Below are 12,101 nucleotides of genomic sequence, written 5' to 3'. Positions count from 1 at the left end.
GAGAAAACTGTTACCCATGTGGTGAGCACAAACTGTTACCCATGTTGCGGCTGAAGACCTTCGGCCACCTCCTCCACGGCGTGGGGGAGGGAAAGAGCCATGCCTCATCTCTCACGCCGTGACCTGATCCAGCTCGGGCTGGCCGCCGGTGCGCTCGGGCTGGGCGGATCGCGGGCGCTGGCGCAGCAGCGCCTTACCCAGGCCGAGCTGCTGGCCTTCGAGCCGCTGGGCCAGGTCACCCTGCTGAACTTCACCGACATCCATGCCCAGCTGGTGCCGCTCTATTTCCGCGAGCCGTCGGTCAATATCGGTGTCGGCGAGGTCACCGGGCTGGCGCCGCATATCACCGGACGGGCGCTGCTGGAGGCCTACGGCGTGCGTGCCGGCTCGCCCGACGCCTACGCGCTTGCTGCGGTCGATTTCGCGGCCTTGGCCAGGAGCTACGGCCGCGTCGGTGGCCTGGATCGCCTCGCGACCCTGGTGAAGGCGATCCGCGCCGCGCGTCCCGGCCGTACCTTGCTGCTCGACGGCGGCGACACCTGGCAGGGTTCCTATACCTCGTTGAAGAGCGAAGGCGCCGACATGGTCCAGGCCATGAACGCGCTCGGCGTCGACGCCATGACGGCGCACTGGGAATTCACCTATGGCGCCGAGCGGGTCAAGGCGCTGAAGGACCAGCTGAAGTTCCCGTTCCTCGCCGGCAACGTGAAGGATACCGGCTTCGGCGATCCGGTGTTCGATGCCGACACGGTCTTCGAGCGCGGCGGCTTGTCCATCGGTGTCATCGGCCAGGCCTTTCCCTACACGCCGGTGGCCAATCCGCGCTGGATGGTGCCGGAGTGGTCATTCGGCATCGAGGAGGACAAGATCCGCGCCCGCGTCACGGCGTTGCGGGAGAAGAAGGTCGATCTGGTCGTGCTGTTGAGCCATAACGGCTTCGACGTCGATCGCAAGCTGGCGGCACGCGTGCCGGGCATCGACGTGATCCTCACCGGCCACACGCATGACGCACTGCCGCAGCCGGTCGTGGTGGGCAACACCTTGCTGGTGGCGTCCGGCAGTCACGGCAAGTTCCTTGCCCGCCTGGATCTCGACGTGAAGGACCGCCGCGTCGCTGCCTGGCGCTTCAAGCTGATCCCCGTCTTCGCCGACGTCATTGCGCTGGATCCCGACATGGTGGCGCTGGTCGACAAGATCCGTGCGCCGCACGCCGCGATGCTGTCGCAGGTGCTGGCGCGCACCGAGTCGACCTTGTACCGTCGCGGCAATTTCGGCGGCACCATGGATGACCTGATCTGCCAGGCATTGCTGGCCGGCCGCGATGCCGAGATCGCGCTGTCGCCCGGCTTCCGCTGGGGCGCGTCGCTGCCGCCGGGCGCGCCCATCACGGTCGAGGACGTCTACAACCAGACCGCCATCACCTATCCCGCGGCCTACCGCAACGAAATGAAGGGCAGCTTCCTCAAGGAAGTGCTCGAGGATGTCGCCGACAACCTCTTCAATCCCGACCCCTACTACCAGCAGGGCGGCGACATGGTGCGGGTCGGCGGCCTGTCCTACGCCATCGATGTCGGGGCCCCGATGGGCAAGCGCATCAGCGACATGACCTTGCTGAAGACCGGTGACAGGATCGATGCCGACAAGACCTACGTCGTGGCCGGCTGGGCCTCGGTCAACGAGGGCACGCAGGGACCGGCCGTGTACGACGTCGTATCCGGCTATCTGAAGGCCAATCCGACCGTGAAGCTGGATGACAAGCGTCCCGTGCGGGTGATCGGTGCCGACGCACATGGCATGACGGAGTAAACGACATGGCGACCCACGATCGCAACGAGGTCGCGCGGCACGTCGCGGCCATGAGCGCGACGAGCCAGCCCGTCCTGTCCGCCCGCCGCCGTTTGTTGATGGGCGCCGGTGTTGCGGCAGCGTCCGGCGCACTGCTGCATCCCAAGCTGGCGCTGGCCAAGGGCAGCGAGAACCTGCCGCCCAACGTGCCGGACTGGACGCGCAGCCTGGGCACCGGCGTCAACGAGAAGCCCTACGGCGTGCCGTCGTCGTTCGAAAAGAACGTCGTGCGCCGCAACGTCGAATGGCTGACCGCGACCGAGCAGTCGTCGGTGAACTTCACGCCGCTGCCGGAACTCGACGGCATCATCACGCCCAGCGGTCTGTGCTTCGAGCGCCATCACGCCGGCGTGCCGGAGATCGATCCGGCGCAGCATCGCCTGGTGATCCACGGCATGGTCGCGCGGCCGCTGATCTTCACCATGGACGACCTGGTGCGCTTTCCGTCGACCAGCCGCATCCTGTTCCTCGAATGCCCGGCCAACGGCGGCATGGAGTGGAAGGGCGCCCAGATGGATGGCTGCCAGTTCACCCATGGCATGGTGCATTGCTGCGAGTGGACGGGCGTCGCGCTCTCGACCCTGCTGGCAGAAGCCGGCGTGCTGCCCGAGGCGAAGTGGATGCTGGCGGAGGGCGCCGATGGTGCGGCGATGACGCGCTCGATTCCGCTCGCCAAGGCGCTCGACGATTGCATCGTCTGTTATGCGCAGAACGGTGAGCGCATCCGGCCGGAGCAGGGCTATCCCGTGCGCCTGATGGTGCCGGGCTGGGAAGGCAACGTGAACGTGAAGTGGTTGCGCCGGCTGAAGCTGGGCGACCGGCCCTGGCATCATCGCGAGGAGACGTCGAAATACACCGACCTGATGCCGGACGGCAAAGCGCGCCAGTTCACCTTCACCATGGACGCCAACTCGGTGGTGACGGCGCCCTGTCCCGAGAAGCCGCTGAAGTTCGGCAAGGGTTTCTATGAAATCCGCGGCTTGGCCTGGAGCGGCCATGGCCGCATCAAGCGGGTCGACGTGTCGGTCGACGGCGGCAACAACTGGCAGACGGCGGTGCTGCAGGAGCCGGTACTGAGCAAGGCGCTGACACGGTTCCGGCTGCCGTGGACCTGGGACGGCGCGCCGACACTGGTGCAGAGCCGCGCCATCGACGAGACCGGCTACGTGCAGCCCACCATCGAGCAGCTGCGCGCCGCGCGCGGCGTGAACTCGATCTACCATAAGAACGCGCAACAGACCTGGCGTGTGAACCCCGACGGCACGGTGAACAATGTCCAGATCCTCTGAACCCCGGGAGCGCGGGTGTCTCGCCCGCTCGTACGTCGGTGCGACGCGCCGATGCGGGCGAGACGCCCGCGCTCCCAGGACCATGTTCCTTGCCCTCTTGTCCGCTCTCCTGCTCGGCGGCAGCGCCCACGCCCAATCAGCCGCCCCCTACGGCATCGGCCGGCCTGCCACCGCCGAGCAGATCAAAGGCTGGGACATCGACATCCGCGGCGATGACGGCCGCGGCTTGCCGCCGGGCAAGGGCACGGTGAAGCAGGGTGAGGAACTCTATCTGTCGCAATGCGCCAGCTGCCATGGCGAGTTCGGCGAGGGCAACGGCCGCTGGCCCGAACTGATGGGCGGCAAGGGCACGCTGACGTCGGATGATCCGCGCAAGACCGTGGGCAGCTACTGGCCCTATGCGCCGACGCTGTTCGACTACATCCGGCGCACCATGCCGTTCACGGCGCCGCAGTCGCTCAGTGACGACGAGGTCTACGCCATCACTGCCTATATCCTGAACCTCAACGACCTGCTGCCGGCCGACGCGACCCTGGATGCCGCTGGCCTGGTCGCGATCCGCCTGCCCAACCGCGATGGTTTCATCGAAGGCGATCCGCGACCGGACACGGCCAGCCCGGCGGCGCCGTGCATGACCAACTGCCGCAAGGCGCCGCCCAAGGTGACCAGCGACCTCGCCGAACGACTGGGCGTGACACCCAGCCGTAAGCCGAAGGATTGACGGCGTCACCCTTAGCGCGCGTTCTGCCGCCGCATGCTGGCGTAGATGGCCCGCAGATGGGGGCCCAGGGGCGTGCGCTTGACGGTGTCGATCAGGCGGCGCTTGAAGGCGAAGGTGTGATCGTGCGTCCCATAAACGTCGACGTCGCAGCCCATGAAGCGCGCGCTTCGTTCGTAGTAGTACGCGTCCTTGTTTCTGAGCGCCGCGCGGTAGAAAGCCAGGGCGTCGTCAAAAGCCAGATAGAGCTTGTTCGGGGAAATGGCGAAGGGCCGCAGCCGCGATGTGGGGTCCAGCAGGTATTGGGCAGTCCCCGATGAAACGCCCGGCCATGACTGGTTGAAGTAATCGTCCAGAATGACGACGCCACGCGGCGCGAGAGTCGCCTCGAACAACCGCAAATCGTTCTGGACGCATTCCTCGGTGTGGCCGCCGTCGATCGAGGCGAGGCGCACGGGGCCACACATGGCCAGGATGTCGGCGGCGGCCACATCAAGCGATGACTTCTGGACGATCTTCACGTCGGCGTCGGGTGCCCATGCCTGGACGTTCCGCTGAAAGACGGCGCGATCGCCGCGGCCGGACTGGTCGACGTTGAGGTGCTGGTCGTCGAAGACATCGATCGCGAGGACGGTTTCACCGGCGCGCGCCGACAACGCCAGCAAAATGAACAGCTTGCCGTGGTGTACGCCGATCTCGGCTACGGCGCCGGTCTCGCCCGCCTGCGCCTGGATGTCGGTCACCGATCGGATGAACTGTGCGCTGTAGGGAGAAAGCCAGCCGTGGATGCGCCGCAACCCACGCTTGAGATATCGGTCACGATGGGCTGTCATGTGGTCAGGATAGTGTCAGCCGGTCTGGGCGTCACCCTCGATATCGCCGGTCACCAGATCATCATACTGTCGACATGAACGGACTTGGGCGCGCCGCCGACACGCGGTACAGTCGGGCGTTGGGGCAAGTAATGACACAAGGGGGACGTTCCATGGACATCCGTGGTCCGATGGCAGCGCTGGTCACGTGCCTGCTGCCGATGGTTGCGTCGGCGCAGACCGTGGGTCCGTCCGGTCAGGCGATGGCCCAGGCCTGCTACGTCTGCCATGGACCCGACGGCAAGAGCGTCGGGCCGATCGCGCCGCTGGTCGGGTTGCCCAAGGACCACATCGTCCGCCAGATGGCCGAGTTCAAGACGGACCGGCGACCGGGCACGATCATGAACCGCATCGCCAAGGGCTATACCGACGAGCAGATCGTGGCGATCGCCGATTTCATCGCGACCTTGAAGTAGGGGAGGGGATCATGACCACGACACGCCGTTCCCTTCTGAAGACCGTGGGCGCTGCTGCCGGCCTGGGTGTCATCGGCATGCCGGCACTGGCGCAGGGTGCCGCCGGTCGGGTCGTCGTGATCGGTGCCGGCTTCGGCGGCGCCACGACAGCCCGCTACCTGAAGCGCCTGAACGCGGCGCTCGACGTGACCCTGGTCGAGCGCGACGACCGCTTCATCACCTGCCCGTTCTCGAACTACGTCGTGGCGGGTTTCCGCAAGATCGAGGACATCACTCACGGCTTCGACGGACTGACCAAGGCCGGCGTGAAGGTCGTCAAGGGCGAGGCCACCGCGGTCGATACCACCGGCCGTCTGGTGACCCTGCGCGACGGCACCAAGCTTTCCTACGACAAGCTGGTCGTGGCGCCGGGCATCGAGCTGAACTACGCCGGCGTGCCGGGCTACAGCGAAGCGGCGTCCGAGAAGATGCCGCACGCCTGGAAGGCCGGGCCGCAGACCCTGCTGCTGCGACGCCAGCTCGAGGCGATGCCCGACGGCGGCACCTTCATCCTGTGCGCGCCGGGTAATCCGTTCCGCTGTCCGCCGGGGCCCTACGAGCGCGTCAGCGTCGTGGCGTGGTACCTCAAGAACAACAAGCCGAAGTCCAAGATCCTGGTGCTCGACGCCAAGGACGCGTTCTCCAAGCAGGGCCTGTTCCAGGCCGCCTGGGAAAGCGAGTTCCCCGGCATGATCACCTGGATCTCGGGCAAGGACGGCGGCAAGGTCGAGAGCGTCGATCCCACCTCCATGACGGTGAAGTCGGGCTTCGGCAACGAGACGGGCGCCGTCATCAACGTCATCCCGCCGCAGCGTGCCGGGGCCATCGCGCAGACCGCTGGCCTGGTGGCGGAGAACGGCTGGTGTCCGGTCGATCCCACGACCTTCGCATCGGCCAAGGCGCAGAACGTCTACATCGTGGGCGACGCATCGATTGCCGGCGCCATGCCGAAGTCGGGCTCATCCGCCAACGTGCAGGGCAAGGTCGTGGCGGCCGCCATCGTAGCCATTCTCGCCGGCAAGGCGGCCGATGGCCCGGCGCTGCTCAACATCTGCTACAGCCTGGTGACGCCGGACTACGGCATATCGACCACCGACGTCTATCAGGTGAATGCCGACAAGGTCATCGTCACGACGCCCAACTCGGGCGGCGTCAGCGTGAAGACGCCGACGGCGCTGAACGAACGCAAGCTCGAGGCGGAATACACCGTCAACTGGTACAAGAGCATCACTGCGGACACCTGGGGTTAGACAGACCGATCGCGACTGTCGTGCGGCGCGATAGCGGCGCTTCTTCATGGCCTGCATGAAGAAGCGCGCGGCCGTGGCGCCGAAGTGCCCAACATGGTCACCGAGCGTGCACCTGGATTCGTGCTAGGCGATTGCCAACCATGCGGCAGTCCGGCGCCGACGAGCGCGGCCTGTCGATGGGATGAGGGAACGCCGGATGGCTCTGGGGCTTGGCACGGGCACGGCTGACAACGCCGCGGGTTGCCGTCCGCGGTCGCCGGTCGTCGATCGGCTGGCAGGATTGCTTCTGGGCCGTGCCACCTTCGTGCAAGTGCTGCTGATGGCAGGCCTTCCGGTGTTGGTGTGCGTCTGGCTGCTGATCGCGCCCGAGCGCGTGTTCTCGCGCACCATGACAGCCGACCTGCTGTTCAACCTGACCGGCGCGTGGAGCCTGCACAACGGCTTGGTGCCGCATGTCGACTATCATGATCCGGTTGGCGTGCTGAGCCTGTTGCTCACCGAACTGGGCTTCCGCATCGTCGGCCCGCGTCCGCACGCGATGCTGGTGGGCGAACTGATTTTCCTGGCCTTCGCCTTCACGCTGGCCATGGTCGCGGCCAGGAGCCGGTTGCCGTCGCTGGCGGCCGCCATCTTCGTGCTCTACGCAGCGTTGCTGGTCCTGCTGCCCACCAATATCGGCGACCAGCCGCATCTCTATTCCTTCGCGATGTCCTATAACCGGTGGAGCTGGTGCCTGCTCACCACGCTGTGCCTCATCCTGTTCCTGCCGCCGCGCCAGGAACACCAGCGGGCGGCGCATGACGTGTCGAGCGCAATCGTGCTGCTGGCGGCGATGTTCTATCTGAAGATCACGTTCTTCGCGGCGGGCGTGGTCGCGCTGGCGCTGGCGGTCGTGCTGATGCCGCACATCCGCCGTGACATGCGGTGGTGGATCGCGGGCCTGGCGCTGTTGGCCGTGGGCGTGCTGGCACCGTTCAACCACGCCTATCTGTCGGACCTGTGGTACGCCAGCCGTTCCGGCTATGCGCGCCTGCTGATGGGCGATCTGGTCCGCAACTTCCTGGTCAACAAGGCGGAGTACGCCATCTACGTCAGCAGCGTCGCCGTGCTGCTGTGGCTGTGGCGCTGCGGCCGGGCACCCTGGCAAGCCGCAGCCGCGAGCGGGTTCCTGGTCGGCCTGTGCATGCTGGTGGTGTCGCAGAATTCCCTGCAGGTCGGCACTGTGCCCGTGGGCGTCGTGATCCTGATGATGGTGTATATGGCGGCGCGACCCGCCGACCGGGAGGCGGCGTCCGTCACCGCGACGGTGCCGCGGCTGCTGGCAACCCTGGTGCTGCCGGCGATATCGATCGCGGGCATGGTCGCATCGCTGGTGGGCTACTACGCCTGGGCACGCTCGGGCACGGGGTTGTTGACCGTCGGGCAGACGAACCTGCGTGGGCTCGCTGTGCCGGCGGCCGCGATTGATTCCTATCACCTCAGCCTCAATGGCCGCATGACTGTCGGCATGCAGCCCGACAATGCCGAGGCCGTTGACATCGAGGCGCTTCTGGAAGCGGCGTCTCTGTTCGCGGACGGGCGGCATGGGCGGCCGCGTCTGATGATTGCCGACCAGCTCAACCCGCTGCCTTTCATTGTCGGCTTTCCACCGCCGCGCGGCGCCAATCTGTGGTCCTTTCCCGGCGCACCCGATCGTTCGGCCGAGGCGATCTACGGCGACGTCGATTACGTGCTGGTGCCGAAGTTCGTTGTCGTGCACATCGCCAAGCCGGCGGCGCGGGTGGTCTACGACCGTTACCTGGCGGACAATTTCGTCGCTATGCAGGAGACGCGCTATTGGTCGGTGCTGGCCCGCCGCCACCCGCAGATGCCGATGGCGACGGGCATATCAGACCCGTGATCGCTACGCGCCGGCGAGCGCGTCGATCTCGTCGTCGGTCGGGAACCGGCCGGTCTGGTAGCGGGAGTAGGCCAGCTTGCCGTTCACCGTGACGTCGAACTGTCCGGATTTTCCCGGCGCGATGTCGATGTCGCCGATGCCAAGCTGCTCAAGCTTCGCCTTCACACGGAGGGCCTGGGGCTTGTAGCCTCAACCGCCGCAGTAATCGATGCGGACTTTCATGCCTGTCTCCTCTCATCACAGGGACACGCTTGATATAGGGCGCGGGCGAGCTCGCCGCCAGCAGCTAACCCCTCTCCGCCCACGCAGTGGGGGGAGAGGGAGGGGCCCATCGCGATAGCGATGGGAGGGTGAGGTGGGCGTTGAAGACGAACGTCACTTCGTTCGGGAAGCCCGCCTTCGTTCTGACCACCCACCTCACCCTCCCACGCTGCGCGTGGGCCCCTCCCTCTCCCCCCGCTGCGCGGGCGGAGAGGGGACATGCCTGCGGGGTCGTGATGACCGGATCATCCGGTCGCGGGCTTGCGTCGGAACAGCGCGCGGGTACCGCGGCGCATCGCGGTCTGGGCCGCCGGGATCGACCACAGGATCGACAGGATGGTGATGGCGGCCAGCACGGCGCTCACCGGCCGGGTCAGGAACGGCGTGGGATCACCGCCCGAGATCACGAAGCCGCGCGTCAGGTTCTTTTCCAGCAGGTCGCCCAGCACCAGGCCCAGGATCAGCGGCGCCATGGGGAACTTCAGCTCGCGCAGGATGAAGCCGATCAGGCCGAAGATCAGCATGATGTAGATGTCGAAGACGCGGGACGTGATGCTGAAGGCGCCGACGGCGCACAGCACGAAGACGATGGGCATCAGCCGCTCGCGCGGCACCAGCAGCACCCACAGCAAGGGTCGCACCAGCACGAAGCCGAAGAACAGTTTCACCATGTCGGCGATCACCAGCATGGCCACGATCTGGTAGAAGAACTGCGGCGTCTCGACCATCAGCATCGGGCCGGGGTTCAGCCCGTGGATCATCATCGCCGCCATCAGAACGGCGGCGGGCGCCGAGCCGGGCAGGGCGAGCGTCATCACCGGGATGATGGCGCCCGGCACCGACGAGGCCTCGCCGGTCTCCGCCGCCATCAGGCCTTCGACCGATCCTTTGCCGAACTTTTCCTTCTCCTTGCTGGCGCGCTTGGCGGCGGCATAGGACGACCACGCCGCGGCATCCTCGCCCAGGCCGGGCAGGATGCCGATGAAGGTGCCGATGGCGCCGGAGCGGAAGATGGTGCGCCAGTACTTGGTGACGTCGGCGATGCGCGGGATGATCGAATCGATCTTGCTGTAGACCGCCTGGTAGGCCGGCGCGCGCATGGCCAGCAGCACTTCGGCGACGCCGAAGACGCCGACCAGGGCAGGCAGCAGGCCGATGCCGCCGGCGATGTCGGTGTTGCCGTAGGCGAAGCGCTGGAAGTTGTAGTGCGGCTCCTGCCCGACGGTGGCGACCAGCAGGCCGAGGAACCCGGCGATATAGCCCTTGAGCGCATCGCCGCCGGCCAGCGATCCGGCGATGACGACGCCCAGCACCGAGATCCAGAAGAACTCGTAGCTCTGGAAGCTCAGTGCCATCTCGCTGAGCAGCGGTGTCATGGTGGCCACGCACAGCGTGCCGAACAGGGTGCCCAGCCACGAGCCGCTGGTCGAGATGCCCATGGCGCGGCCCGCCATGCCCTGGCGCGCCAGCGGGAAGCCGTCCAGGGTCGAGCAGGCCGAGGCCGGCGTGCCGGGGATGTTGAGCAGGATGGCGCTGCGGCTGCCGCCGTAGATGGCGCCGACATAGACGCACACCAGCACCATGATCGCCTCGGTGTGCGGCATGCTGAACGTCAGCGTCGTCATCAGCGCCACGCCCATGGTGGCGGTGAGCCCGGGCAGGGCGCCGATCACGATGCCCACGAACATCGCCCAGAAGACGTTCACCAGGACCGACGGAGTCATGAACGTGCCGAAGGCGGCACCGAACTGGGACAGGCTGTCGAACATGCGCCGGCTCTCAGGGAAGGCGGACGTAGAAGATGCGCTCGAACACCAGGGTCACGGCGATGCCGGTGCCCAGGCCGATGGCAGCGGCGATGGCCAGCGGCCGCAGGCGTTGCGGCCATGTCTGCTCGCTGCGCCATTCGAAGAGGGTGATGAACAGGAAGATGAAAAGCGCCGATGACGCCCAGAACGGCATGTGGCCCAGCAGCACGAACACGAAGAACAGGCCCAGCGCCGCCGACAGCGCCAGCCGTACGTTGCTGTAGCCCTCGCGCGCGGGCGGCACGCCGCCGCCGCCGTCGGGCTGCAGCGCGCCGCGCCGGATCGATCGCCCGACCAGCCACAGGGCCAGCAGCGCGATCACCGTCCCGTAGAACGCCGGCACCAGGCCGGGCGCGGTGTAGATCTCGCCCTTCTGGTCGGCGTAGGTCGGCATCCGCCACGCTAGGTACAGGATCGTCAGCCCGAACAGCGCAAAGAACGCACCGGTCAGCAGATCGGTGCGCGGGCGCAGCGGCTGTTCGTGCGGCAGGAGGGGATCGGGTGATGACATCGGCGTTCGACCAGCCGTCATGCCGAGCGAAGCGAGGAATCGCCTGCGACGGGAGGCTCCACGTCCACGAGATGTCTCGCTGCTCTCGACATGACGGACTGAACCATCCTCATTGCAGGCGCGGGATGCCCAGCGTTTCGGGCGACACCTTGGCTTTGCCGGCGTCGAAGTACAGCCATACGGTCTGGCGCATCATGGTCGAGGCGCCGTCCCAGGCCTTCTCGCCGTACAGCGGGTCGAACAGGGCGCTGCGCGAGGCGGCGTACTTCTTGAGCGCCTCGGAGTTGGCGATCTTGTTCTGCCAGACCATCTCCATGGTCTTGATCACCGGCTCGGGCGTGCCCTTGTGCGCCCAGATGCCGAAGTAGTTCAGCGGCGCCGGCATCTTGGGCAGCCACTTGGTGGTGGGCTGCAGCTCGCCATAGCCCTCCAGAGTCACCGGCCGGTCAGCCAGCACCGCCAGCGGCACCAAGCGCTTGCCCTTGATGTGCTCGGTCATCTCGACCAGCAGCTGGGCCACGGCCTGGGTTTCGCCGGCGACCGTGGCCAGCACCGCCGGATTGCCGCCATCGTACGTCACGTGCCGGTACTCGACCTTGGCGTTGGCCTTGATCGACTCCATGAGGTTGTGGCCGGCCGATGACAGGCCGGCGGTCGCCACCGGCGTCGTCGGCTTGGCCTTCAAGGTCTCGAGGAACTGGCCGAAATCCTTGAACGGCGCGCCGGGATGCGCCGACAGCGCGGTCAGGTTGGCGACGGCGAAGAACATGTGCCAGTCGCGCATCTGGGTATCGAGCAGGCCCAGCACCTTGTAGCCGCCGATATCGACAGCCGCGCCGGCGGCCCAGGTGTAGCCGTCTTTCGGCGCCTCCAGGGCGTTCTTGGTGCCGATCGAGCCCGAGGCACCGGGCTGGTTGACGACAATGAACTTCTGCTTCAGCTCCGCCTCGAGTTCGGCGGCGACGATGCGTGCCATCTGGTCGGTCGAGCCGCCGGCCGCCCACGGCACGATGATGGTGACCGGCCGGTCGGGTTTCCACGGATAGTCCTGTGCGGCAGCGGTGCCCGCGATCAGGCCCAGCGCCAGGCCGGCGGCGGCCAGAAGTCGTCTCATTGTCGCCTCCCGTTGTCTTATGGTGTCCGAAGTAACGAACTGGTTACTTATCGGCATAGACTGAGCGACGTTGCCGGC

10 protein-coding genes and 1 pseudogene are annotated in these 12,101 nt (G+C 66.7%); 6 read left to right on the top strand and 5 right to left on the bottom strand.

All coding sequences use genetic code 11. The annotated features are described in order from the left end of the window. Positions 1-99: 99 nt before the first annotated feature. The 3 genes from soxB (at position 100) to FQU96_RS36550 (ending at position 3,855) form a co-directional block, all read left to right on the top strand. On the top strand, positions 100-1,806 hold the full coding sequence (gene soxB / locus FQU96_RS36560) for a thiosulfohydrolase SoxB (protein WP_146546347.1): 1,707 nt from the start codon (positions 100-102) through the stop codon (positions 1,804-1,806). A 50-nt stretch (positions 1,807-1,856) separates the two neighbouring features. Further along, positions 1,857-3,134 carry a sulfite dehydrogenase gene (gene soxC, locus FQU96_RS36555; protein WP_146546361.1) on the top strand — a complete coding sequence of 426 codons (1,278 nt, stop codon included), beginning with the start codon at positions 1,857-1,859 and terminating at the stop codon, positions 3,132-3,134. Between the two features lie 82 nt (positions 3,135-3,216). Further along, positions 3,217-3,855, top strand: coding sequence for a c-type cytochrome (locus FQU96_RS36550; protein WP_146546346.1), 639 nt, complete (start codon positions 3,217-3,219; stop codon positions 3,853-3,855). A gap of 11 nt (positions 3,856-3,866) precedes the next feature. Here the strand turns inward: FQU96_RS36550 and FQU96_RS36545 are convergent, their stop codons facing one another. Continuing rightward, the gene (locus tag FQU96_RS36545; RefSeq protein ID WP_146546345.1) at positions 3,867-4,685 is read right to left on the bottom strand and encodes a class I SAM-dependent methyltransferase; all 819 of its coding nucleotides are present in this window, start codon (positions 4,683-4,685) and stop codon (positions 3,867-3,869) included. A 152-nt stretch (positions 4,686-4,837) separates the two neighbouring features. Here FQU96_RS36545 and FQU96_RS36540 point away from each other — a divergent pair, with 152 nt between their 5' ends. The 3 genes from FQU96_RS36540 to FQU96_RS36530 all read left to right on the top strand — a co-directional run bounded on the left by FQU96_RS36540 (position 4,838) and on the right by FQU96_RS36530 (position 8,329). After that, positions 4,838-5,140 (top strand): cytochrome c, encoded by a 303-nt coding sequence (locus FQU96_RS36540; protein WP_146546344.1) that lies wholly within the window; start codon positions 4,838-4,840, stop codon positions 5,138-5,140. An 11-nt stretch (positions 5,141-5,151) separates the two neighbouring features. Then, positions 5,152-6,429 (top strand): NAD(P)/FAD-dependent oxidoreductase, encoded by a 1,278-nt coding sequence (locus FQU96_RS36535; protein WP_146546343.1) that lies wholly within the window; start codon positions 5,152-5,154, stop codon positions 6,427-6,429. 196 nt (positions 6,430-6,625) lie between these two features. Beyond that, complete coding sequence (locus FQU96_RS36530; protein WP_146546342.1) at positions 6,626-8,329, top strand: hypothetical protein; 1,704 nt, start codon at positions 6,626-6,628, stop codon at positions 8,327-8,329. 3 nt (positions 8,330-8,332) lie between these two features. On the opposite strand, the pseudogene FQU96_RS36525 reads toward FQU96_RS36530, so the two are convergent. The 4 genes and pseudogenes from FQU96_RS36525 to FQU96_RS36510 form a co-directional block, all read right to left on the bottom strand. After that, positions 8,333-8,503, bottom strand: a pseudogene (locus FQU96_RS36525) (Rdx family protein); the annotation flags it as partial. 332 nt (positions 8,504-8,835) lie between these two features. Then, a complete protein-coding gene (locus tag FQU96_RS36520; RefSeq protein WP_146546340.1) occupies positions 8,836-10,359 on the bottom strand; it encodes a tripartite tricarboxylate transporter permease in 1,524 nt (507 codons plus the stop codon). 10 nt (positions 10,360-10,369) lie between these two features. After that, positions 10,370-10,909 (bottom strand): tripartite tricarboxylate transporter TctB family protein, encoded by a 540-nt coding sequence (locus FQU96_RS36515; protein WP_178130991.1) that lies wholly within the window; start codon positions 10,907-10,909, stop codon positions 10,370-10,372. A gap of 109 nt (positions 10,910-11,018) precedes the next feature. Further along, the gene (locus tag FQU96_RS36510) at positions 11,019-12,023 is read right to left on the bottom strand and encodes a tripartite tricarboxylate transporter substrate binding protein (protein WP_146546338.1); all 1,005 of its coding nucleotides are present in this window, start codon (positions 12,021-12,023) and stop codon (positions 11,019-11,021) included. Positions 12,024-12,101: the final 78 nt, after the last annotated feature.

Source organism: Reyranella sp. CPCC 100927 (genome assembly GCF_007859315.1).
Lineage (GTDB): Bacteria > Pseudomonadota > Alphaproteobacteria > Reyranellales > Reyranellaceae > Vineibacter.
This window is presented reverse-complemented; position numbering and strand designations above follow the sequence as displayed.

What these genes read in the sequence shown, in the direction of transcription:
- soxC (WP_146546361.1), top strand. Translation starts at nt 1,857, where the DNA reads ATGAGCGCGACGAGCCAGCCCGTCCTGTCCGCCCGCCGCCGTTTGTTG.
- FQU96_RS36545 (WP_146546345.1), bottom strand. Translation starts at nt 4,685, where the DNA reads ATGACAGCCCATCGTGACCGATATCTCAAGCGTGGGTTGCGGCGCATC.
- FQU96_RS36520 (WP_146546340.1), bottom strand. Translation starts at nt 10,359, where the DNA reads ATGTTCGACAGCCTGTCCCAGTTCGGTGCCGCCTTCGGCACGTTCATG.
- FQU96_RS36540 (WP_146546344.1), top strand. Translation starts at nt 4,838, where the DNA reads ATGGACATCCGTGGTCCGATGGCAGCGCTGGTCACGTGCCTGCTGCCG.
- FQU96_RS36535 (WP_146546343.1), top strand. Translation starts at nt 5,152, where the DNA reads ATGACCACGACACGCCGTTCCCTTCTGAAGACCGTGGGCGCTGCTGCC.
- FQU96_RS36530 (WP_146546342.1), top strand. Translation starts at nt 6,626, where the DNA reads ATGGCTCTGGGGCTTGGCACGGGCACGGCTGACAACGCCGCGGGTTGC.
- FQU96_RS36515 (WP_178130991.1), bottom strand. Translation starts at nt 10,909, where the DNA reads ATGTCATCACCCGATCCCCTCCTGCCGCACGAACAGCCGCTGCGCCCG.
- soxB (WP_146546347.1), top strand. Translation starts at nt 100, where the DNA reads ATGCCTCATCTCTCACGCCGTGACCTGATCCAGCTCGGGCTGGCCGCC.
- FQU96_RS36550 (WP_146546346.1), top strand. Translation starts at nt 3,217, where the DNA reads ATGTTCCTTGCCCTCTTGTCCGCTCTCCTGCTCGGCGGCAGCGCCCAC.
- FQU96_RS36510 (WP_146546338.1), bottom strand. Translation starts at nt 12,023, where the DNA reads ATGAGACGACTTCTGGCCGCCGCCGGCCTGGCGCTGGGCCTGATCGCG.